The sequence below is a fragment of the Pseudomonas frederiksbergensis genome, assembly GCF_001952935.1.
In the GTDB taxonomy this organism is placed as follows: domain Bacteria; phylum Pseudomonadota; class Gammaproteobacteria; order Pseudomonadales; family Pseudomonadaceae; genus Aquipseudomonas; species Aquipseudomonas frederiksbergensis.
Genome location: NZ_CP018319.1, coordinates 3,430,001 through 3,453,272, shown reverse-complemented (window position 1 = coordinate 3,453,272; position 23,272 = coordinate 3,430,001). Strand labels below are relative to the sequence as shown.

Annotated in this window: 18 protein-coding genes, 2 rRNA genes and 2 pseudogenes (1 of these 22 only partly in view); 9 read left to right on the top strand and 13 right to left on the bottom strand. The window is 58.6% G+C overall.

Annotated elements, in window-relative coordinates; translation table 11 throughout:
* Positions 1–5 precede the first annotated feature (5 nt).
* Both PFAS1_RS16020 and PFAS1_RS16015 read left to right on the top strand, forming a co-directional pair.
* Complete coding sequence (locus tag PFAS1_RS16020; protein WP_076029764.1) at positions 6–815, top strand: AraC family transcriptional regulator; 810 nt, start codon at positions 6–8, stop codon at positions 813–815.
* A gap of 77 nt (positions 816–892) precedes the next feature.
* Positions 893–1,261, top strand: a complete 369-nt coding sequence (locus PFAS1_RS16015) for a cupin domain-containing protein (protein ID WP_076029763.1) — start codon at positions 893–895, stop codon at positions 1,259–1,261.
* Positions 1,262–1,273: 12 nt separating this feature from the next.
* On the opposite strand, the gene PFAS1_RS16010 is transcribed toward PFAS1_RS16015, so the two are convergent.
* From PFAS1_RS16010 to PFAS1_RS15995, 5 genes and pseudogenes are all read right to left on the bottom strand, one after another.
* Positions 1,274–1,873 (bottom strand): flavin reductase family protein, encoded by a 600-nt coding sequence (locus PFAS1_RS16010; RefSeq protein ID WP_076029762.1) that lies wholly within the window; start codon positions 1,871–1,873, stop codon positions 1,274–1,276.
* Positions 1,874–1,930: 57 nt separating this feature from the next.
* Positions 1,931–2,368, bottom strand: a pseudogene (locus tag PFAS1_RS30405) (methyl-accepting chemotaxis protein); the annotation flags it as partial.
* 150 nt (positions 2,369–2,518) lie between these two features.
* Positions 2,519–3,157 (bottom strand): annotated as a pseudogene (locus PFAS1_RS30400) (PAS domain-containing protein); the annotation flags it as partial.
* Positions 3,158–3,367: 210 nt separating this feature from the next.
* Positions 3,368–3,922: a UDP-4-amino-4,6-dideoxy-N-acetyl-beta-L-altrosamine N-acetyltransferase gene (pseH, locus tag PFAS1_RS16000; RefSeq protein WP_074880295.1), complete on the bottom strand. Its 555-nt coding sequence runs from the start codon at positions 3,920–3,922 to the stop codon at positions 3,368–3,370.
* A 59-nt stretch (positions 3,923–3,981) separates the two neighbouring features.
* The gene (locus PFAS1_RS15995; RefSeq protein ID WP_076029760.1) at positions 3,982–5,295 is read right to left on the bottom strand and encodes an MFS transporter; all 1,314 of its coding nucleotides are present in this window, start codon (positions 5,293–5,295) and stop codon (positions 3,982–3,984) included.
* A 200-nt stretch (positions 5,296–5,495) separates the two neighbouring features.
* Here PFAS1_RS15995 and PFAS1_RS15990 point away from each other — a divergent pair, with 200 nt between their 5' ends.
* From PFAS1_RS15990 to PFAS1_RS15980, 3 genes are all read left to right on the top strand, one after another.
* A complete protein-coding gene (locus PFAS1_RS15990) occupies positions 5,496–6,914 on the top strand; it encodes a short-chain fatty acid transporter (RefSeq protein WP_076029759.1) in 1,419 nt (472 codons plus the stop codon).
* Between the two features lie 112 nt (positions 6,915–7,026).
* Positions 7,027–8,199 carry a hypothetical protein gene (locus PFAS1_RS15985; protein ID WP_076029758.1) on the top strand — a complete coding sequence of 391 codons (1,173 nt, stop codon included), beginning with the start codon at positions 7,027–7,029 and terminating at the stop codon, positions 8,197–8,199.
* Between the two features lie 146 nt (positions 8,200–8,345).
* Positions 8,346–8,870: an SET domain-containing protein-lysine N-methyltransferase gene (locus PFAS1_RS15980; protein ID WP_076029757.1), complete on the top strand. Its 525-nt coding sequence runs from the start codon at positions 8,346–8,348 to the stop codon at positions 8,868–8,870.
* Positions 8,871–8,876: 6 nt separating this feature from the next.
* On the opposite strand, the gene can is transcribed toward PFAS1_RS15980, so the two are convergent.
* Positions 8,877–9,521 (bottom strand): carbonate dehydratase, encoded by a 645-nt coding sequence (gene can / locus PFAS1_RS15975; RefSeq protein ID WP_074880312.1) that lies wholly within the window; start codon positions 9,519–9,521, stop codon positions 8,877–8,879.
* 152 nt (positions 9,522–9,673) lie between these two features.
* Between can and PFAS1_RS15970 the strand changes: the two genes are divergently transcribed.
* Entirely contained in the window at positions 9,674–10,078 is a 405-nt protein-coding gene (locus PFAS1_RS15970) for a serine kinase/phosphatase (protein WP_076029756.1), read from the top strand.
* A 107-nt stretch (positions 10,079–10,185) separates the two neighbouring features.
* Here the strand turns inward: PFAS1_RS15970 and rimI are convergent, their stop codons facing one another.
* Together rimI and PFAS1_RS15960 are read right to left on the bottom strand one after the other, a co-directional pair.
* Entirely contained in the window at positions 10,186–10,638 is a 453-nt protein-coding gene (rimI, locus tag PFAS1_RS15965) for a ribosomal protein S18-alanine N-acetyltransferase (RefSeq protein WP_008145534.1), read from the bottom strand.
* Positions 10,631–11,380: an energy transducer TonB gene (locus tag PFAS1_RS15960; RefSeq protein ID WP_076029755.1), complete on the bottom strand. Its 750-nt coding sequence runs from the start codon at positions 11,378–11,380 to the stop codon at positions 10,631–10,633. The genes rimI and PFAS1_RS15960 overlap by 8 nt, the downstream gene beginning before the upstream one ends.
* Positions 11,381–11,586: 206 nt before the next feature.
* Between PFAS1_RS15960 and mksB the strand changes: the two genes are divergently transcribed.
* From mksB to mksF, 3 genes are read left to right on the top strand one after another with little or no spacing between them, the layout of a single operon-like run.
* A complete protein-coding gene (mksB, locus tag PFAS1_RS15955; RefSeq protein ID WP_162556247.1) occupies positions 11,587–12,864 on the top strand; it encodes an Mks condensin complex protein MksB in 1,278 nt (425 codons plus the stop codon).
* Positions 12,854–13,555, top strand: coding sequence for an Mks condensin complex protein MksE (gene mksE / locus PFAS1_RS15950; protein ID WP_038981553.1), 702 nt, complete (start codon positions 12,854–12,856; stop codon positions 13,553–13,555). The genes mksB and mksE overlap by 11 nt, the downstream gene beginning before the upstream one ends.
* Positions 13,552–16,392, top strand: a complete 2,841-nt coding sequence (gene mksF, locus PFAS1_RS15945; RefSeq protein WP_076029753.1) for an Mks condensin complex protein MksF — start codon at positions 13,552–13,554, stop codon at positions 16,390–16,392. Before mksE ends, mksF begins: the two co-directional genes overlap by 4 nt.
* A gap of 216 nt (positions 16,393–16,608) precedes the next feature.
* Here the strand turns inward: mksF and PFAS1_RS15940 are convergent, their stop codons facing one another.
* The 5 genes from PFAS1_RS15940 to PFAS1_RS15920 all read right to left on the bottom strand — a co-directional run.
* Positions 16,609–18,912, bottom strand: coding sequence for a PqiB family protein (locus PFAS1_RS15940; protein WP_076029752.1), 2,304 nt, complete (start codon positions 18,910–18,912; stop codon positions 16,609–16,611).
* On the bottom strand, positions 18,905–19,528 hold the full coding sequence (locus PFAS1_RS15935; RefSeq protein WP_076029751.1) for a paraquat-inducible protein A: 624 nt from the start codon (positions 19,526–19,528) through the stop codon (positions 18,905–18,907). Before PFAS1_RS15935 ends, PFAS1_RS15940 begins: the two co-directional genes overlap by 8 nt.
* A complete protein-coding gene (locus tag PFAS1_RS15930) occupies positions 19,515–20,174 on the bottom strand; it encodes a paraquat-inducible protein A (protein ID WP_076029750.1) in 660 nt (219 codons plus the stop codon). Before PFAS1_RS15930 ends, PFAS1_RS15935 begins: the two co-directional genes overlap by 14 nt.
* A gap of 149 nt (positions 20,175–20,323) precedes the next feature.
* Positions 20,324–20,439 (bottom strand): 5S ribosomal RNA (gene rrf, locus PFAS1_RS15925).
* 169 nt (positions 20,440–20,608) lie between these two features.
* Positions 20,609–23,272 (bottom strand): 23S ribosomal RNA (locus PFAS1_RS15920); it runs 228 nt beyond the window's last position.

Below are 23,272 nucleotides of genomic sequence, written 5' to 3'. Positions count from 1 at the left end.
CCACCATGGCCAAGCACACGCCTCCCATCGATTGGTTCCACCGCGCGCCCGACGTTGGCGGGCTTCAGCGTTTCGAGGCGTTTTTTGCCGGACACGGCTACGACCTTCACCGTCACGATACCTACGCCATTGGCCATACACTGGCCGGGGTGCAGAGTTTTCAGTACCGCGGTGGCTGGCGCCACAGTCTGCCGGGCGGGACCATGGTGCTGCACCCGGACGAAGTTCACGATGGCGAAGCCGGCACCGAGACCGGGTTCCAGTACCGAATGATGTACATCGAACCGGCGCTGATCCAGCAAATGCTCGGCGGCCAGCCGTTGCCGTTTATCAAGACTGGCCTGTCAGCCGATCCACGTTTGTTCACCGCCACCGCCGTGCTGCTGCGAAGCCTCGATTGCCCCCTCGAACCTCTGGAAGAGCAAGACGCGCTGTTCGATCTGGCCCAAGCCTTGAACAGCGTTTCCGGCGTGCCTGCCACACGCCAGAGCTTCGACTACGTGGCCGCCGAACGCGCGCGCGAATTCATCCACAGCGCGCTGGATCGCACCGTGACGCTGGAAGAACTGGCGCAACACAGCGGTCGAGATCGCTGGAGTCTGTCGCGGGATTTTCGCCTGTTGTTCGGCACCAGCCCTTATCGATACCTGACCATGCGCCGCCTCGACCTGGTCCGCTCGCTGTTGATCCAGGGCCAGTCACTGGTCAGCGCCGCGCTGATCGCCGGCTTCACCGATCAGAGCCACATGACCCGGCAATTCAGCAAAACCTACGGCTTGTCGCCGGCACGCTGGATGAAAATGCACCGCCGCTGAGCCACGCACAATCGTTCAAGAAGCCCACCGATGCGCTGGTTATCGTGGATGCACGATCAAACCACGAGAGCTGCTGCATGAACGCTTACGAAAGCCTTAATTTCGCTGAGAAAATCTCCAGGATCGGGCCGTACTGGACGCCCAGGGTCATCGCCGAAATGAACGACTACCAGTTCAAGGTGGTGAAACTGCTGGGGGATTTCATCTGGCACGATCACCAGGATACCGACGAAACCTTCATCGTCCTCGAAGGACAACTGCGGATCGACTTTCGCGATGGCCACGTGCTGGTGAACGCCGGCGAAATGTATGTGGTGTCAAAAGGTGTCGAGCACAAACCGTTCGCCGAGCAGGAGGTGAAACTCCTGCTGATCGAGCCCAAGGGTGTGCTGAACACCGGGAGCCAAGGTGGCGAGCGCACTGCGCAAAATGACGTCTGGGTCTGAAAGGCAGGCGGCTTACGGCTGCAAGGTTTTGCCGTCTACTGGATCGCCGATTTTCAGGAAATGTCCGCCCGCCACATGGTGCAAGGTGCGCAACGCGTCTTGCCCTTCGAAGTGCCAGCGACCGTCACTGAACACTCGCTCGTCCGCCTGAGCGGCAATCACTTCGGCCAGAAACAGATCGTATTGCTGGTGATTTTCGGGTTCCGGCAGCAGTCGGCATTCCAGCCAGGCGACGCAGCCTTCAAGCATCGGCGCATCGATCAATTCAGCGCTGAACGTCGGCAAATCATAGATCTGGAACTTGTCCCGGCCTTGATCCCGGGTCAATTCCAGGCCGGACGTCGAACCCACCGTCTGGACGATATCGGCTTGGGCGGCGCAGGGAACATTCAGCACAAATGTGCCCGAAGCCTCCAGCAATTGCCGTGTCCAGGTGGACTTGTCCAGCACCACGGCAATTTTCGGCGGCTCGAAATCCAGCGGCATGGCCCAGGCCGCCGCCATGATGTTGCGCTGACCGTCGTGGGCCGCGCTGACCAGCACGGTCGGGCCGTGATTGAGCAGACGATACGCCTTGGGCAAAGGAACCGGACGGCGGTGAGAAACGCTCATGATGGCTGCTCCTGGGAAAAACGCCGATTGTAGCGATTTACGCCGCGATGGCAGGCATCAAGTCGCTAGCTGATTGGCAAACTGCCCGACCGCGTTCACCACTTTCTGTGCACCATCCTGAATTTCGACAATCACCGTCCCCGCCTCTGCCGCCAGCGCCAGCCCCTGTTCAGCCTGGAGTTTGCCCTCGGTCATCAGCGCCACGGCGTTGCGCGCCATGTCCTGGTTCTGCCGCACTACGCCGACAATCTCATCGGTTGCCTGGCTGGTGCGCGAAGCCAATTGCCGGACCTCATCCGCCACCACCGCGAAGCCACGTCCCTGTTCCCCGGCCCGAGCCGCTTCGATGGCCGCGTTGAGCGCCAGCAGGTTGGTCTGTTCGGCAATCCCGCTGATGGTTTTGACGATGGTGCCGATCACCAGCGACTGCTCGTTCAGCGCTTCGATGCCTTCGCCGGCGGTTTGCATGTGCGAAGCAAGGTCACGCATCACGTTGACCGCCTGGGTCACCACCGCATTCCCGCGCTGCGCGCTGCTGTCGGTTTGCTGCGAGGTGCTATAGGCAATGTTGGCGGCTTCGGCGACGGCTTGCTCCTGATTGACTTGATCGGTAATCACCGTGGCGAATTTCACCACTTTGTAGAGTTTGTTGTTGGCATCGACCACCGGATTGTAGGAAGCCTCCAGCCAGACCACGCGACCGTGGCTGTCGATGCGCTTGAAACGGGCGGCGACGAACTCGCCTGCATTCAAGCGGCGCCAGAAGTCTTGGTACGCGGTGCTGTTGTAATCCTCGGGTTCGCAGAACATGCGGTGATGTTTGCCCTGGATTTGCGCCAGGCTGTAACCCATACTACTGAGGAACCGTTCGTTGGCCGCCAGCACGTTGCCATTGAGGTCAAACTCGATCACTGCCGTGGAGCGCACAAGCGCGCCGATCAGGTTCTCATGCTCACGAGACGCCTCGATGGTGCGGGTCAGGTCACTGGAGTAAATCGAGAAGTGCTTGATCCGGCCCTCCGCGGACCGAACCGGCTGCACGATCGAGCGCAGCCAGGCTTCCTGGCCATTGCCGCGCAACAAACGCACCGTGCCGGCAAAGTGCTCGCCACGGGTCAGTGCGACCTTGAAGCGCTTGTGGAATTCGTCCGACTTCACATGGGCCGGGACGATGTCTTCGATGTGTCGCCCTATCAGGTCGTTGCTTTTGTAAAGCATCTCGCCGATGAAGTTCTGGTTGACCGATTGAATCCGCCCATCGGCATCGAGGGTCAGGACCAGCATCTCGCTTTCCAGGCTTTCCTTCACTTGCTGGAGGCTGGAGAGTTCTTCGCGAAGAGCCGACAGCTCCTGCTTCAAGCGTTTGTTGAACATGGGATACACCGATGGACAGGGAAAGAAAGCGGCATGCAGCCTAGCCATCGGCCTAAAGGATATTTTCTGAAGAGTGTTTCAGGGTTGTCCTACAAAAATAGTTGCGGTGTGCTCATCTGATCAACTGACACGGTTTAGCCGTGCCATCACGTCTTCCATCTTCGGCCGTCGCGCCGCCCATTCCTGTCGCGTAATGCCCAGCATCACCACATCGACTCTGACGTTGTCCTTGATGATGTTCTGCCGTCGCACGCCTTCAACGGAAAAGCCGAACTTCTGGTGCAGGCTGATCACCGCCGGGTTGCTCTGTAACACCTCACAGTTGAGCTTTTCCAGACCTGCCACACCAAACGCGTGGTCCAGAAGCCAGAACTCCAATCGACTGCCCAGCCCTTGTCCCTGCAGATCGCTATCGAGATAAAAAGCCCAGTCAGCCGTTTTGTGCAATGTGCTGATCGCGTTCAGCGACACCACGCCACGGGCTGCGCCGTCGAGCATGAGTACGAACACCGATTGACGGAGATTGTCCGTTAACGAGTCAAGCCAGGCAGCATGCTCGGCCTCGGATATCTCATGATCGGTGTACATGTATTGGCGAACATCAGGCTGATTGCGCAAATCGCGCACCCGCGACTGAACCTGACGGGACACTTCAAGGATGGGTACCAATTGCACTGATGCTGCTCCTTTGCATTGTGTTGCTTTTGTACATCGCAGGACCCCTTCAACAGTCACTAAACGCAGGAAGCCGCGCTGCGACTTCCGACATTAGGCATCCGCGTCCCGAAATACGCGGCACAGCTCACACCCACTGCCCCCATCACCGCGCAGAAGATCACGCAGATCCATGGGCTCCACGGCATCAGACCGATCAGCAGCAACGGTGTGATACTCGCCCAGACGGCGTAGGCAATGTTGTAGGTGAAGGAAATCCCCGAGACACGAATCCGCGCCGGGAACAGGCTGACCATCACCGACGGCACCGCGCCGACCACTCCGCAACCAAGGCCGGCCACCGCGTACGCCAGACCGATCCAGCCGCCTCCGATGATCAGGCAGGTATAGAGCACGCCGATACCCAAAGGCAGCAGCAAGCTATAGAGCATCACGGTGCGCCAGGCGCCAATGCGGTCGACCAGCAGCCCGGCAAGTACACAGCCGATATTCAGAAAGACAATGCCCAAGGCACTCAGGGCGAAGGTGTGGCTGGCGGTCATACCGAAGGTTTTCTGCATCATGGTTGGGGTGATCACCACGAACACCACCACTGCCGAGGTCAGTACGCAGGTGAGGATCATCGCCGGCAGCATGGCCAGGCGGTGTTCACGCAAGACCGTGCGCAGCGGCAGTTCGACGGCCGCATCACGTTGGGCCTGCATGGCCATGAACACCGGGGTTTCGCTGAGCCAGCGGCGTAGCCAGACGCCAATCACGCCAAACACGCCGCCCAGCAGGAACGGGTAGCGCCAGGCGTAATCAAGGATTTCTGCCGGGGTGAATGCCTGTGCCAGAAACGTCGCCGTCAGTGCGCCGATCAGGTAACCAAACGTCAACCCGGCCTGCAGGAAACCGAGGGCATAACCGCGATGCCCGACCGGTGCATGTTCGGCGACGAAGACCCAGGCACTCGGCACTTCACCGCCCACCGCCGCGCCCTGGAGGATTCGCAGCGCCAACAGCAGCAGCGGTGCGAAATAACCGATTTGAGCGTAGGTCGGCATGATGCCGATCAACAGGCACGGCAGCGCCATCATCAGGATGCTCAGGCTGAAGACCTTCTTGCGGCCCAGTCGATCGGCGAAATGCGCCATCAGAATCCCGCCCAATGGCCGCGCCAGATAACCGGTCGCGAAGATCCCGAAGCTTTGCAGCAGTCGCAGCCACTCAGGCATTTCCGGCGGGAAGAACAGCTGGCTGAGGGTCAGGGCGAAAAATACGAAAATGATGAAATCGTAGATTTCCAGCGCGCCGCCAAGAGCCGCAAGGCCGAGGGTCTTGTAATCCGAGCGGGTGAACGGCGCCGGGTGCGAGTGGGTGATGGCAGTCATGAAAAGAACTCTGGCATAGGCAAAAACCAAGGCGCCCATGGTCTACGCAAACGCGCCAACGGACAACCCGTTAGACCAAAGTCCTGGATGCGTAAAACCTGGTCACAAATTTGAACCGATTGTTTTACTGTTGGCAGCTGTCTAGACGGACCTTCTCGGCCCCAAAGACCACAACAAACATAAAAATCCGAGGTACACCCGTGGCTGCTGATATCGAAGATACCCGCTCTGCCCGCTTTGCCCTGCGCTGCTCAAGTTTTGCCGAACGCTGGTTTCCTGACTCCTGGGTGTTTGCTGCACTGGCGGTGATTATCGTCGCCGTGGCCACCCTGTTCATGGGCGCCAAACCCTCCGCCGCCGCCATGGCCTTCGGTGACGGCTTCTGGAGCCTGATCCCGTTCACCATGCAAATGGCTTTCGTGGTGATCGGCGGTTATGTGGTCGCCAGCTCGCCGCCGGCAGTGAAACTGATCGACCGGCTGGCGCGGATCCCGAAAAACGGCCGCTCGGCCGTGGCCTGGGTGGCGTTGATCTCCATGGTCGCTTCGCTGCTGAACTGGGGGCTGTCGCTGGTGTTTGGCGGTTTGCTGGTGCGCGCCCTCGCCCGCCGTACCGATCTGAAAATGGACTACCGCGCTGCCGGCGCTGCCGCCTATCTGGGTCTGGGCGCGGTGTGGGCCTTGGGCCTGTCCTCGTCCGCCGCGCAATTGCAGGCCAACCCGGCCAGCCTGCCGCCGTCGATTCTGTCGATCACCGGGGTGATTCCTTTCACGCAAACGATCTTTCTCTGGCAGTCCGGGGTGATGTTGCTGGCGCTGATCGTGATCTCGCTGGTCATTGCCTACGCCACTGCACCCGGCCCGAACTCGGCCCGTGATGCCGAAGCCTGCGGCGTCGATCCAAGCTTTAACCTGCCGCCGTTGCAACCGCGCACCCGACCCGGCGAATGGCTGGAACACAGCCCGTTGCTGACGATTTTGCTGGTGCTGCTGGCGGCCGGATGGCTGTTCCACGAGTTCTCGACCAAACCGGCGATCAGTGCGATTTCCGGACTGAACACCTACAACTTCCTGTTCATCATGCTCGGTGCCCTGCTGCACTGGCGTCCGCGCAGCTTCCTTGACGCAGTGTCTCGCGCGGTCCCCACCACCACGGGCGTACTGATTCAGTTCCCGCTGTACGGCTCGATCGCCGCGCTGATGACCACCGTCAAAGGCACTGACGCTCAGACGCTGGCTCACCACATCTCGACCTTTTTCGTACAAATCGCGTCCCATGACACCTACGCGCTGCTGATGGGCGTGTACTCGGCGATCCTCGGTTTCTTCATCCCGTCCGGCGGCGGTAAGTGGATCATCGAAGCGCCGTATGTCATGCAAGTGGCCACCGACCTGAACTACCACCTGGGCTGGGCCGTGCAGATCTACAACGCCGCCGAAGCCCTGCCGAACCTGATCAACCCGTTCTACATGCTGCCGCTGCTGGGCGTGCTCGGGTTGAAGGCGCGGGACTTGATCGGGTTTTCGTTCGTGCAACTGCTGGTGCACACGCCGCTGGTGCTGTTTCTGCTGTGGGCGCTGGGGACGACGCTGACGTATACGGCGCCGGTGATGCCTTGAGGTGAAAAAAGGGCCGATATATCTATCGGCCCCTACTTCTTGTTCGGTCTAGTCTGTTTCAGTATGTATGCGCCCCGCCTACGAGGGCCCCACACGCTGAAAGGATCTGAGCATGTTCAAATTCGCAGGATTGACCCTCGCGGCCCTCACCCTGAGTGCTGCCGCCCATGCCGATATCGGCCTGAAGCTGGGCAGTACCGAACGCGTCACCCGCCTCTTCGCTTACCCCAACAACTGCAACGTGATCTGCTTTCGCAACTGGACGCTGGAGCAAACGGTCGAGCATTACCTGACCCAAAGCGTGCAGCGCGATGGTTACAGCGCGGCGAAAGTGCTGGTCAAAACCGATAATAATCAGCTCTACGCCGAAATCACCGGGGTACCCCGCAGCTACGAAAAACCGCTGGCGGCGTTACTCGATGCCGGTGATCTGGCCTATACCGGCGCCAGCAAGCTGAATGCCGATGGCAAGTGGGCATACAGCTGGTATCTGTTCCTGCCACTGGGCATGGCCCTGGAAAACCGCAAAAGCATCGAATTGCTGCACTTCCCACCCGACTATTCGCTGACCCAGGCTCAGGATTACCTGCGATCCGCCACCACCGATCGCTGGGCCACACTGTTGACTGTCAACGGAATTCCGGCCGACCAGACGCCGGGCTACCAGACCATCATCGACATTGCACCGATTGCCGCGCCATCCAACGCCGGCAAGGATCTGGAAGGCGTCTACGACTACTTCAAGGACTACCAGACCACCATGGTCAAGCAACTCAGCCAGAACGCCAGTGGTGCGGCGTTGCCGATGGTCGCCTTCGGCGCGCCGGTGCGTAACTGGATCAAGCAGCAATACGGGCCGACCGTGAATGTGCTGGGCCTGGTCAGCATCAGTCCGAGCGACGGGGTGAAAGTGCCCGTTCTGGGTTCCAACCACCCAAGCTACATTTGGTACGCCGCCGACCCGGAAAGCTATACCGGCAAAGATGCACAGGCCAAGGCCGACACGGCGGGCCTTAAAGTCATGGGCCAGGATTTGAGTGCCGCGTGCTGGCAGGCCGCGATGGGCCGCCAACCGGACACTAATCCCGACATTGAACTGAGAAGCTGCACCCAAACCTGGCAAGTGGCCCAGGCAGAAAAAACCTGCGAGCTTTTCTACACCTCGATTCGCAACCTGTCGCCCGACAAAGCTGTGGCCAAGTGCGCAACGGCGCCGATCAAATCTCAGCTCAAACAGCTGAAAGCACCGGTCCCCGAGACCGCGATCCCTACCCCGGCACTGTAAAACGATGAACGGCCGGCCTACTGTCACTTATGACAGTAGACCGGCCGTTTCATTTGCGAGAGGCTTGAATCGCACCCTTGTGCTGCAGGGCTGACAGGATCGTCAGCTGATTGCGCTCGCAGCACCCAGCCAAAACAAGGATCGTTATGAAAACCCACGTCGCACACGAGACGCTTGCACAACCTCCCGATGGGATTTATCCATTTGCGGAGCTGCCCGTTCGTCTTGGATTTCCCTCCAGGACCGACTTCGAGATTATCGACAACATCCACGGATCAGCGGCAGCCGTCGCAGTGCTTCGGGACTTTCCACGCATCAGCCGAATTTGTCGGGCGTCGGGGCACCTGCTGCCTTATCGCTGTCGGCATACCCGGCAACTGGCCCATGGCATCCATGTCTACGACCCGCGCTTCTGCGGGCTGCTGCGACACTCCTGCGACCCAAACGTATTTCTCGACATGAGCGAGCTGTGGTTGTGGGCACTGAAGGACATCAAAAAAGGCGATCGACTGACGATGGACTACGCCACCACCGAAGACAAACTCATGCGTCAGTTCGCCTGCCAGTGCGGTTCGTTCGACTGCCGTGGCTGGATCACCGGCTACGATGAATCGCCGAACGCCGACGGCCAGTTGTTTCTGCAGCACTGGCGCCGGCGAAGTCTATGCTGAAGGGCGTTACAACGCCTCGACCGGACGCAGACGGTATTGCGGCGGCAATTGCTCGAAACCGCTGATGGTGGCGTTCAGGCTTTTCCAGCGACCGTCCTTGATGCCGTAGATGCAGCCGTGAATCGACAGGCTCTGCCCGCGATGCCAGGCGTTTTGCACAATGCTGGTGTGTCCGACGTTGGCCACTTGCTGGATTACGTTGTATTCGCAGAGGCGGTCGACCCGCTCTTCTTCAGTGGGCAATTTGGCGAGCTCTTCGCGTTTTTCATAATAGAGATCGCGAATCGAGCGCAGCCAGCCGTCGATCAGGCCCAGCTGACGGTCCTGCATTGAGGCACGCACACCGCCGCAGCCATAGTGGCCGGTCACGAGGATGTGTTTGACCTTCAGCACATCGACTGCGTACTGAATCACCGACAGGCAGTTGAGGTCGGTGTGCAGCACTACGTTGGCCACGTTACGGTGTACAAACAGATCGCCGGGCAGCATGCCGACGATCTCGTTCGCCGGCACCCGGGCGTCGGAGCAACCGATCCACAGGTATTCCGGGGTTTGCTGACGGGCCAGCTTGGCGAAGAAATCAGGATCTTCTTTGGTGATCGCGTCAGCCCAACGCTCGTTGTTATCAATCAGATCTTGTAATTCGTTCATGCAATGAAGCCTCGAGAATGATGCGTTTCTATGACAGACAACCATCTGTCGGGGTCACGCGCCAGATGCAGATACCCGGTTTTCCATGCCGGAGGAATTCTCAGCAGCCCAGAGGGTCCACCCTAGTAAGGCCTACAGTATGAGGAATTGCCATGACTGATTCACGACGTCCGTTCGATGCGACTCAACCCGAGCCCATCGATGACAACGAAGACCGCATGGGCTCGATGCATGAGCTGGATTTCGACGAGGAAGAACCCAGCGCCAAAATCGGCGACGAGCTGACGCAAACGGAACGTGAACGCCTGATGCCTCGCGAACGCGTACGTGAAGCTGGTATGACCGGGGCCTCGACCGATGACCATGAGTCTACCGACGACGACATGAGCCCGGAAACCCTGATCCGTGAAGACGGCGCACGGGACGCCCACGAAGCGGGTGAAGGGGGCCAGGCCGATTGGGATTTGAGCATTGTCGATGAAGACGACATTGGCGGAGGGAACGGGCTGGATGAAGAGGAACTGGCGCGGCGGGATCCGCTGGACGGTAATCGTTGATCTGTGGCGAGGGAGCTTGCTCCCGCTCGGCTGCGAAGCAGTCGTAAAATTTCAGGACCGCTTCGCGGCCTAGCGGGAGCAAGCTCCCTCGCCACATTAGCTGTAGCTCAATCGACCAAAGTGCAGGCCATTACCACGGCATCTTCACGCCCACCCACCGCCGGGTAGTAATCGCGCCGCCGACCAATCTCGTTAAACCCGTAACGCTCATACAACTTGAACGCGCCACGGTTGCTGTCGCGCACTTCCAGAAAACATTCCCGCGCCTTGGCGTCATACGCCCGGGACATCAGATGCTCCAGCAGCGTCAAGCCCAGGCCACGGCCCTGGTTCTCCGGTTTGACGGTGATGTTCAGCAGATGCGCTTCATCAAGAATGATCTGCACCACCCCGTGGCCGACCTGCTGCTGACCTTCAAACATCAGCCATATCTGATATTTACCCAGCCCATCGAGAAAAATCCCGCGAGTCCAGGGATGACTGTAAGCCGCGTATTCGATTTTCAGTACAGCGTCCAGGTCCGCCTCGGTCATCGGGCGGAACGATACAGCGTCACTCATTCGATTCTTTCCAACGCGCCATCAGCCGACGCATGGCTTGCCAGACATCAGCCTTACGCTGTGGCTCTTCCATTAATAATTCCAGACCCGGCAGGGCCCAGACCGAGCCCAGGCCGTCGACCTGGAGTTCACGGTTGAAGGATTCGGCGTTCGCCTCACCGGCGAAACGCACCGCCGGCAGGCCGATCAGCCACACGCAGACGCACGGTGCGTCTTCCAGCCGGGCCGAGAGAAAACCTTGCACGAAGTCGCGAGCCGCTTCCGGGCCTTGATCCATGGTGCCCCGAGACAACAGCGGCCAACGCACCGGCTCGCCGACGATCTGCGGGCTGTCCGGCAGACCGGCGGCGCGCAGCATGTCTTTGAGCAATAGATAGGCAGGGTCGCGAGTCTGGAACGATTCGCCTGTGGGTAACTCCACCAGCAGCAGGCAACGCCCGGCCCGCAGCAATTGCAGGGCGAAACGCGGTGGCGGCACGACGGGCGCCCTGGCCACAACCGGAGCGGCCTCTTCTTCAACCTTGGCATTCGTGCGCGTGCTGGCCAACGATGGCCGCGGCACCTCGATTTTCACCCGCTCGGCCGGTTTGACCAGCGGTTCCACGGGCGAATCAGCCACAGGTGCGGGCGCAACCGGAGCAACCGGCGCGACGACCAACGGCTCGGGCATCTCCAGCAACTCAGGGCGCGAGGGCGCAGCAAAGGGCAATTCGGTGCGCGGCAGCCAGTTGACCACCTGCATGGCGGTCAAATAAGCGCGACGACGGGACTCGATAAGCAAAGGTCGGCCACTTGTGGATAACTAAAGTGCGGTGATTCTACCGCCCTTCGCTCAAGATCGCCCACGCTTGATCGATAGAAAGCCAACTGTCCGTCCCGAGAGTGAATCGCAACGGGCGTGATGCAGTACAATCGCGACTTTTAATCGCCAACCAGCCGGCCATTCCGATGATCGAACCCAAGCGCGTCTTGCGCGCCCTCGCTGAACACTGGGCACTTCTGGAGCCACTGTGCGAGCACTTCGACCAAGGCACCTTGAGCCTCAACGAATTGCGTTCACAGTTGGCCGCCCAGCAACTGGACAGTACGCCGCAGGACATCACCAGCCTGCTGGACGTGTGGATCCGCCTCGACATTCTGGTTCCCGTGGCGAAAAGCCCGAACCGTTTTGAACTCAACGCGCAGATCCACGACTTCCTCGCCTACCTGCGCCGTGAGCACCGTCTGGGCCTGTGCCTGGAAATCGAAGCCTATTTGCGCCACCTCGAACGCCTGGCCGGTTATATCCAGGACGCCTTCGACATCCGCGACGGCCACGACCTGGCGCGCCAGTTGCGCCTGCTCGACATGCGCGTACGGGACGTATTGAAGAAACTCGCCAACGACGAACAGGCCCTGGTGGCCGTCGCCGAGCGCGCCAAGACCAGCGACCGGCAGATTCCCCTGCGCCAGCGTTACGCCGAAGTACTGGCGACCTGGGACGAATACGTCGAGCCGATGATTCAGTTGGTGAACGCCGACGGCGCCTTCGAACAAGGCGTGCGCAAGGTCGAGAACGTGCTGCTGAAGATGCTCACCGAGCAGCAGCGCCTCGGCCATCTGGTCGATGACGACATGCTGCTGCGCACTCACGCGCGCATCCTCGAGATGCAGACCAGCGCCCAGCTGACGTTGCGTCATGCCCGCGAGCTATTGCTGCCGCTGCGTGAAGAAGCCCGTCGGCACAACGCCGTGACCCGTGGCGCGGCGTTGGCCTTGTCGGCCATTCGTCGCAAAGGCATCGATGCGGTGCCACAAGCGGCGATGCCGATGTTCACCCGCCCGCAAAGCACCTTTCTCGGCAGCGCCAGTCAGGTCGAAGCCTACGTTTACGCTTTGGCCCGTTTCGAGCCGAAACCGGCGCGCTTCCCCAAGGCCCACAAAACGCAGAAAGGCGAAGCGCCGCGCGCGCCACGTACGGTTCGGGAAATGCTCGAACGCTGCGAAGACGCCCTGCCGATGCCGGACCTGATGACCTGGTTGCTGGAGCAGGAACCGGACGGCGCTACCGACGAATTGCTTTACTGGTTCTCGCGCCTGTCGCGGGAGAAGCGCTTCACCCGCGAGCGTCTGGAACGCCGCGATTACCACACTCACGAGCATCAGGTCAGCCTGCGCTCCTTCGCCCTGCTCTCGGCCCGCGACACCGCCGCCGAGGATTCTGCGAGCACCCCACATGCATCTTGATCTAAACGAACTGTCCCAGCTGGCGCCGATCTTTCGCGAGCTGTTCAAGGGCTACCACGTCAGCCGCCGCGACCCGGAGCTCTACGCACAACTGTCGAACTTCCAGGACCAGTACCGCACGCTGTTCAAGGCATTGGGCTTTGAACTGGTCTGCGACACCCGTGGTTTCTACTACTTCGTCCCGGACCTCGCGGCGGCAGCGGTGAACAAGACCGCGCAACGTCTGGCGCTGTTCACCTTCATCCTCGTCGAGCATCTGGCCGATCAGGGCCGCGACCCGGTCGCCGTGCTCGACGGTGGCAGCCTCGGCCGCGATGAATTGCCATCGCTGCTGGAGAAATACCGCGACCTGTTTATCCAGGCCGAAGTGCAGACCGTCGAAGAACTCGAAGAAAAAATCATGCGCCGCATGACTCAGCTCGGTTTTGCCGGTGAAGAAAACGGCATCTACCGTTTCCTGCCGCCGATGCACCGTTTCCTCGATGTCTGCCTGTCGGTCCAGCAGGACCGTGATCTGGCGGCCAGCCTGCACAGCGTGTTGCCTCTGCCGGTGCCGGTTCTGATCGACGACGACAGTGACGAAAAGCTGCTGCAAACCGATGATCCGCTCGACTTGAGTGACTTCGAAGAAGAAAGCGAAGAAGACGCCATGGCCCGCGCCATTGCCGAAGAACAGGAGACCGACGCATGAGCAAGGAACGCTACGGCATTCGCCGCTTTGCCCTTTTGAACACCGCCGGTTACAGCCTCGGCCTGTTCCCGCTGGAAGAACCGTTGTCGGTTTACGGCGCGAACAACCTCGGTAAATCCGCCTCGATCAACGCCTTGCAGTTCCCGATCCTGGCGCGCATGTCGGACATGAGTTTCGGCAAGTACAGCCTGGAACAATCCCGGCGTTTCTACTTCGCCTCGGACACCAGTTACATCCTGGTCGAAGTCTCGCTGCCCCACGGCCCACATGTGATCGGTGTGGTCGGGCGCGGCCCGGGCGGTGGTTTCGGTCACCAGTTCTTTGCCTACGCCGGCAAACTGGATCTGGCCCATTACCAGAAAAACGACACCTGCCTGCGTCAGAAAGAATTGTTCACCAACCTTGAGCGCGAAGGCCTGAAAGCCTACGAGCTCAAGCCGGATGAACTGCGTCGCTTGCTGGTCGGCGGTCACACCTCGATCCCGTTGGACCTGACGCTGATCCCGCTGCGCTCCACCAGCGAGCAGAGCCTGAAGACGTTCCGCGCACTGTTCATCAACCTGCTGCACATGCGCGAAATCACCGCGGCCAAGCTCAAGCAGCTGTTTCTCGATGCGTTCGAACACAGCCTGCGTTCCGGCAGCGTCGACTACATCGCCGCGTGCGAAGAAGCGTTCCGCGATGTACGACGCATGGAGCAGGACTACAACTCGCTGGTCACTGCCGGCCCGTTGGTCGAAGCCCTTGCAGCAGGCGTGACCCAGCGCAATATCCTGCGCGGCAAACTGCACCGGATCTCGCCGCTGCTCGATTCCCTGCTCGGCACCTGGTCGGATTACGCCAGTGCGCGCAAGGAAGAACTGACGATTCAGGCCGAACACTACCGCAACGAGCAGGACGCGCTGCAAAACGATCAGCGCGGCGGCACTCAAGAGCTGATGCGCCTGGAGCGGGAAATCACCGGCATCCAGCGCTGGCTCGGCGAATTGTCGGTGCTCAAGCATCGCTTCGCGCTGGTCGATGACGTCAAAGTCCTGGAGCAGCAACTGCTCGCGGCCAAGGACGCGCACGATGAACTCGCCGGTGCGCTGGCGCAGTCGCGACAGTTCAGCGCCGAAGATTTGGAAGAGCGTCTGCGGGATCTGGAAAAACGCCTGAAGTCGGTCAAGCAGCAACTCGATCACGCCGACAACAACAGCTACGCCCGTCTGCGCGAGGAGTTCTCGCAACAGGATGTCGAGCGCCTGATGCGTTTGTTCAACAGCGCACTGTTCAGCCTGCCGCTGGGTGAGCACGGCATTACGCTGGATGAGGATGGTCAGTGGGTCAAATCCATGGAGCTGATTCTCGATGGCTTCAAAGGCGAGCGCTTCGAAGTACCGGGCCTGTCCATCGACATCTCGCACATCGAGCCGCCGGCGCTGCAAGCCTTGGCTGACCGCGCGGCGTTACGCGATCAGAAAGAGCGCCTGGACAAAGAACTCAAGCAACTGAAAACTCAAGCTGCGGTGGCCGCCGACCGCGCCGCGAGCAAAACCCAGACCGAAGCGCTGTACCAGCAAGTGCTGGATGCGCAGAAAGCCCTGGAAGACTTCCGCCGGGCGCAAACCCTGAGCGCCGAGGAAGGCGACAAGCTTGAGCAATTGGCACAGATGGAAGCCGCTCAGGAGGAATTGAAACGCTCCAGCGACGCCTTCACCGAACGCGTCCAGCAACTGTCGGCCAAGCTGCAATTGGTCGGCCGGCAGATCGGCGACATGGAGGCCAAGCAACGCACCCTCGACGATGCCCTGCGTCGCCGTCAGCTGTTGCCCGCGGACCTGCCGTTCGGTACGCCGTTCATGGACCCGATCGACGATTCCATGGACAACCTGCTGCCGCTGCTCAACGACTATCAGGACAGCTGGCAGGGTTTGCAGCGCAGCGATGGTCAGATCGAGGCGCTGTACGCTCAGGTCCGTCTCAAGGGTGTGGCCAAGTTCGACAGCGAAGACGACATGGAGCGCCGCCTGCAACTGCTGATCAACGCTTACGCACACCGTACCGACGAAGCCCTGACCCTTGGCAAGGCCCGTCGCGCGGCCGTTACCGATATCGCCCGGACCCTGCGCAACATCCGTAGCGACTACGACAGCCTTGAGCATCAACTGGCGCTGTTCAACCGCGAGATCAACAAGCGTCAGGTCTCGAACCTGCAGAGCTTCCGCATCGTGCTGGCGCCGAACAAGGAAGCGCTCAAGCACATCGACCAGATCATCCACAGCGCCGGCCAGTACGAAGAAGGTGAAACCCTTTCGGTCTTCGACCTGAGCCAAAGCGCCGATCAGGACAACAAGAACGAAGAGGCCAAGGAATACCTGGCGCGTCTGGTGGCGGCTAACCACAATCAGCTCGGCCTCAAGGACCTGTTCGAGCTGGCGTTCGAGATCACCAAGGTCAACGGTCAGCCGGTGATTCACACCGACATCGACGGCGCGGCGTCCAACGGCACCACCATGACCATCAAGGCGCTGACCAACATGTACTTGTTGCTGCACTTGATGGACCGCGACCAGGCCGGTCGCGTGCGCCTGCCGTACTACCTCGACGAGGCAGCGGACATCGACGAGAAGAACCAGGCAGCGCTGCTGGAAACCAGTCTGCAACTGGGTTTCGTGCCGATCCTGGCGAGTGTGAAGCCGCAGGTCTGCGCCAGTGTCGCCATCGACCTGGAAGGTGGCAGCGGGCCGAACGGGATCTACATCGACGAGGCGGACTGGAAGTACATCCGTCGTCACGATGAGGTGAAGGCTGCCGTTAATGTTGAAGCGGATGAGCCGGAGCTGGATGCCGTCTGATTTGCATTAATCGAAGGCATTAAAAAGGCCGCGATCCAATGGATCGCGGCCTTTTTACTTGTGGGTACATTCTTGAAGCTGAGTGAACTTGAGGGCCTCTTCGCGAGCAAGCCCGCTCCCACAATGGATCAGTGTCATTTACAGATTTTGTGTATGTCACCGATCCATTGTGGGAGCGGGCTTGCTCGCGAAGGCGGCAGCGCAGACGCCGATAGATTACTTACCGATTGAAATCTTCGGCGCCCAGGTCAGCCATTCGTCTTCGAACTTATCGAACAGCGGGAACGTTTGCTCAGGTCGCGCCGGGCTGCCCATGCGCTCGCCGTCCGGTGTGGCGAAAGCGATGCCGCCCTGAATCAGGGTCTCCAGCGATTCGGTACGCATCGTCGCACCTTTGAACAAGCCGTAATCAAAACCAAAACCACTGGAGTTCCAGAAACGCGTACCGCTGCGCACCAGCGGCGCGTACTTCGGCTCGATCAGAATGTGCACCAACACACGGTCCGCCGTCTGGCCGAGTTCATAGCCTGTCACCTTGCCCACGGTGATTTCGCGATAAGTGACCGGCACACCTGTTTTCAGCGAACCACGGCGAGCAGCGCTCAACACCAGACTCAAACCGGCTTCCTGTTTAGCGGTTTCCGGTGGATTGCTCAGGGCCACGAAGTTCTTCTGCGGACCGAGGTTTTTCGCGGCCGGTTCCACTTCGATGTATTGGCCAGTGACCAGCGTTTCCAGGTTGGATGTCTTGATCAGACCCAGTTCAGGTTTGACGACCCAGAACTGACTGCCGACCCGGGCGATACGCTCCGGCACTTCGGTGATTCGTGCAGTCAGCAGCACCGACTGAAGGTCATCGCTGAGGTCGACGTCTTCAATCTTGCCAACATCCAGGCCTTTGAAGCGAATCGGTGTGCCGCTGTGCAGGCCATCGGCGCGATCAACCCTGATCGTCACCACGGCGCCTTTTTGCGTCGCCTCATCATGACTGGTGAACAAACGGAAACGTGGAATCCGCTTCTGCAACGGCGCCTTGGCTTCCGGGGTTTCAAAGGCAATGCCGCCAGCCATCAGGCTTTGCAGCGACTCACTTTTGACCTGGATTCCACCGGTCAACCCGCCGGTGAGCGTGATGCCGCTGGCATTCCAGAACCGTGTCGAGGCGTTGACCAGCCCTTCGTATTCCTTCTCGATGTGAACACCGATCACCAACTGTTTTTTGGTGCGGGAAAACTGATAACTCTGGACCGAACCGACCTTGACCTGCTTGTAGAGAATCGGGCTGCCGACTTCCAGCGAGCCGAGGTTTTCGGTGAACAGCACCAGGTGTAATCCTGGCGCACGCAAGTCGAGCGGGGGTGCCTTCGGCCGTGCGACAAACTCGCGCTGCGGTGCGGCGCCTTTGTCCCCGGGACGCACGGCAATGTAATTACCTTTGACCAACGCTTCGAGACCGGTGATACCGGCAAGCGAAATCGACGGTTTGACCACCCAGAACTGGGTGCCTTCGACCAGGTAATCTTCGGCCAGAGGATCGAGGGTCAATTCGGCGGTGGCACTGGATAGATCAGGATCGACCTTGAGCGCTTTCAGATTGCCGACCTGGATGCCTTTGTACATTACCGGTGTGCGACCCGCCTGCATGCCTTCGAAGTCGCTGAGTTTGACCTTGACCCGAATACCGGCCGCCGCCGCATCGAAATCTTCGTAGAGACGAAACGGCAGGCTCGGGTCGGTGGGCGGGCTGTCCTTGCGGTTCTCCGGCGTGGCAAACGCGATACCGCCGGCAACGATGCTGGCCAGGGACTCGCTGCGCACTTTCACACCCGACAGGTTGGCGTCGATGCTGATGCCGCTGGCATTCCAGAAACGCGTGTGTTTGCGCACCAGTTTGGCGTAGGTGGGCTCGATGAAAACCTTGAGTTCGACGGTGCTCTGGTCTTCGGACAGCAGATAACTTTTGATCTGGCCGACCTTGATCTGCTTGTAAAACACCGGGCTACCGCGATTGAGTGAACCGAGACGATCAGCCTTGATGGTCAAGTGGAGACCGGGCTGGGCGTCCGACAGTGGTGGTTCTTCAGCCAGGGCTTTGAACTTGCGGGTCGGCTCACCTTCGCCCGGACTGATCGCCACGTAGTTCCCCGAGACCAGTGTCTCCAGGCCAGTGATGCCGGCCAGCGTCACACTCGGCTTGATCAGCCAGAAACGGGTGCTGGTCCGCAAGTATGGCTCCACGTCCTTGTTCATCTCGACGGTAGCGATTACGCCTTTGGAGCTGCCTTCGTCATCGAGTTTGAGGGTCTTTACCTTCCCGACCGACATACCTTTGTAGACGACCTCGGTCTTGTTGGCCTGAATGCCTTCACCGCTTTCGAATCGCACCTGAATCTCGATGCCAGTCTCGTTGTAGGCTCGCCAGCCAAGCCAGCCGCCGATGATCAGTGCAATAAGGGGCAACACCCAAATAGCTGACCAGTTCGAGGCCGGTCGGGTTTTTGCTGTAGGCAAATCAGTCATGGTCGTCGTCCGACTCCGTGTTATCCCAAATCAGTCGGGGATCAAAAGTTACTGCGGCAAGCATCGTCAGAATCACCACACTGGCGAAAGCGATGGCGCCAAGATTGGCTTCGATGCTGGCAAGCCGTCCGAAATTCACAACCGCCACCAGGATGGCGATCACAAAGATATCGAGCATCGACCAGCGGCCAATGAACTCAATAAAGCGGTACATCCAAATACGTTGGCGAGCCGACAGGGGTTGGCGGCGCTGCACGGAAAACAGCAGCAGTGCGATGCCCACCAATTTGAACGTTGGCACCAGAATACTGGCGATAAAAACCACGGCGGCGATGGGAATCATGCCGTGCTGAACGAGCTGGATCACACCGGACATGATCGTGCTGGGATCGCCCTGCCCCAGTGAACTGACGGTCATGATCGGCAACACGTTGGCCGGGATGTAGAGAACCGCAGCGGTCACCAGCAGCGCCCAGGTACGCATCACACTGTTCGGACGACGGGCGTGAACCAGCGCACCACAACGGGTGCAGACCTGCTCGTCGGTATCGGCTTCCTGCTTGTTCAATTCATGGCATTCGACGCAAATCAGAATGCCTGCATCAATCGCCCGCATGGGCATCCTCTCCTGATAAAGCCTGCCAGATCTGATGGGGCGACATCACAACCTCCAACCAGACCTGAACCAACAACAAACCGATGAAGCACACCAGGCCAAACCCGACGGTAATTGCTGCCATATCTGCCAATTTGACGATCGCCACCAGTACGCCCATGAGGTAGACCTCGAGCATCCCCCAATCGCGTAAGTGGTGATAAATGCGGTAGAGCAACAGGCCGTAACTGCGTCCGATATCAAAACGAATACTCAGCAGTACAACCAGTTGGCAAAGTAACTTGAGCAGCGGGATTCCCATGCTGCAGAGAAACACCACGACTGCAACGCCCTGCATTCCGGTATCGAAAAGGCCAACAACGCCGCTCCAGACGGTGTCGTGCGATGACTGCCCGAGTAGATGGAGCTCCATGATGGGTAAAAAGTTCGCCGGGATGTACAACAACAGAGCGGCGAGAACCAACGCGAGACTGCGCTGTACGACGTTATGCCGATGGGCGTAGAGCTCGTAGCCGCAGCGCGGACAGAGGGCTTTCTCGCCATGGGCGAGTTCGGGCTTGCGCATCAACAAATCGCACTCATGACACGCTACCAAGTCGTCCAGCGGTAATTCTGACAGCCCTGGGGCGTCAACCGGTTCTGGCATAAAGGCTCTGGCTCCGAAAAAGTTGGACCTATTCTAGTGTCATGGATCGAAAATAACTGTGCAAATTTGTGCTTTAACTGAAAGGCACTTTCCCGCGGACAAAAACAAAACCCCTACCTGCATACGCAGATAGGGGTTTCGGAATTTAATCTTGACGATGACCTACTCTCACATGGGGAAACCCCACACTACCATCGGCGATGCATCGTTTCACTGCTGAGTTCGGGATGGGATCAGGTGGTTCCAATGCTCTATGGTCGTCAAGAAATTCGGTAGCCAGGTCGTTTACCTTACGGTTCACGCTCCAGCGAATGGGTATGTAATAGATTTGTGTGTTTCGTTTCGAATTTTCGACTTTGTATCGTCTTCACACACCGCAATCTGGTGCCCCTTTTCATTTATAAAGAAGGGTCAGCAAATTGCTTGGGTGTTATATGGTCAAGCCTCACGGGCAATTAGTATTGGTTAGCTCAACGCCTCACAGCGCTTACACACCCAACCTATCAACGTCGTAGTCTTCGACGGCCCTTCAGGGGACTCAAGGTCCCAGTGAGATCTCATCTTGAGGCTAGTTTCCCGCTTAGATGCTTTCAGCGGTTATCTATTCCGAACATAGCTACCCGGCAATGCCACTGGCGTGACAACCGGAACACCAGAGGTTCGTCCACTCCGGTCCTCTCGTACTAGGAGCAGCCCCTCTCAAATCTCAAACGTCCACGGCAGATAGGGACCGAACTGTCTCACGACGTTCTAAACCCAGCTCGCGTACCACTTTAAATGGCGAACAGCCATACCCTTGGGACCGGCTTCAGCCCCAGGATGTGATGAGCCGACATCGAGGTGCCAAACACCGCCGTCGATATGAACTCTTGGGCGGTATCAGCCTGTTATCCCCGGAGTACCTTTTATCCGTTGAGCGATGGCCCTTCCATACAGAACCACCGGATCACTAAGACCTACTTTCGTACCTGCTCGACGTGTCTGTCTCGCAGTCAAGCGCGCTTTTGCCTTTATACTCTACGACCGATTTCCGACCGGTCTGAGCGCACCTTCGTACTCCTCCGTTACTCTTTAGGAGGAGACCGCCCCAGTCAAACTACCCACCATACACTGTCCTCGATCCGGATAACGGACCTGAGTTAGAACCTCAAAGTTGCCAGGGTGGTATTTCAAGGTTGGCTCCACGCGAACTGGCGTCCACGCTTCAAAGCCTCCCACCTATCCTACACAAGCAAATTCAAAGTCCAGTGCAAAGCTATAGTAAAGGTTCACGGGGTCTTTCCGTCTAGCCGCGGATACACTGCATCTTCACAGCGATTTCAATTTCACTGAGTCTCGGGTGGAGACAGCGCCGCCATCGTTACGCCATTCGTGCAGGTCGGAACTTACCCGACAAGGAATTTCGCTACCTTAGGACCGTTATAGTTACGGCCGCCGTTTACCGGGGCTTCGATCAAGAGCTTCGCGTTAGCTAACCCCATCAATTAACCTTCCGGCACCGGGCAGGCGTCACACCCTATACGTCCACTTTCGTGTTTGCAGAGTGCTGTGTTTTTAATAAACAGTCGCAGCGGCCTGGTATCTTCGACCGGCATGGGCTTACGCAGTAAATGCTTCACCCTCACCGGCGCACCTTCTCCCGAAGTTACGGTGCCATTTTGCCTAGTTCCTTCACCCGAGTTCTCTCAAGCGCCTTGGTATTCTCTACCCAACCACCTGTGTCGGTTTGGGGTACGGTTCCTGGTTACCTGAAGCTTAGAAGCTTTTCTTGGAAGCATGGCATCAACCACTTCGTCACCCAAAGGGTAACTCGTCATCAGCTCTCGGCCTTGAAATCCCGGATTTACCTAAGATTCCAGCCTACCACCTTAAACTTGGACAACCAACGCCAAGCTGGCCTAGCCTTCTCCGTCCCTCCATCGCAATAACCAGAAGTACAGGAATATTAACCTGTTTTCCATCGACTACGCTTTTCAGCCTCGCCTTAGGGACCGACTAACCCTGCGTCGATTAACGTTGCGCAGGAAACCTTGGTCTTTCGGCGTGGGTGTTTTTCACACCCATTGTCGTTACTCATGTCAGCATTCGCACTTCTGATACCTCCAGCAAGCTTCTCAACTCACCTTCACAGGCTTACAGAACGCTCCTCTACCGCATCACCTAAGTGATACCCGTAGCTTCGGTGTATGGTTTGAGCCCCGTTACATCTTCCGCGCAGGCCGACTCGACTAGTGAGCTATTACGCTTTCTTTAAAGGGTGGCTGCTTCTAAGCCAACCTCCTAGCTGTCTAAGCCTTCCCACATCGTTTCCCACTTAACCATAACTTTGGGACCTTAGCTGACGGTCTGGGTTGTTTCCCTTTTCACGACGGACGTTAGCACCCGCCGTGTGTCTCCCATGCTCGGCACTTGTAGGTATTCGGAGTTTGCATCGGTTTGGTAAGTCGGGATGACCCCCTAGCCGAAACAGTGCTCTACCCCCTACAGTGATACATGAGGCGCTACCTAAATAGCTTTCGAGGAGAACCAGCTATCTCCGAGCTTGATTAGCCTTTCACTCCGATCCACAGGTCATCCGCTAACTTTTCAACGGTAGTCGGTTCGGTCCTCCAGTTAGTGTTACCCAACCTTCAACCTGCCCATGGATAGATCGCCCGGTTTCGGGTCTATTCCCAGCGACTAGACGCCCTATTAAGACTCGCTTTCGCTACGCCTCCCCTATTCGGTTAAGCTCGCCACTGAAAATAAGTCGCTGACCCATTATACAAAAGGTACGCAGTCACCCAACAAAGTGGGCTCCCACTGCTTGTACGCATACGGTTTCAGGATCTATTTCACTCCCCTCTCCGGGGTTCTTTTCGCCTTTCCCTCACGGTACTAGTTCACTATCGGTCAGTCAGTAGTATTTAGCCTTGGAGGATGGTCCCCCCATATTCAGACAAAGTTTCTCGTGCTCCGTCCTACTCGATTTCATGACTAAGAGATTTTCGCGTACAGGGCTATCACCCACTATGGCCGTACTTTCCAGAACGTTCCGCTAATCTCAAAGCCACTTAAGGGCTAGTCCCCGTTCGCTCGCCACTACTAAGGGAATCTCG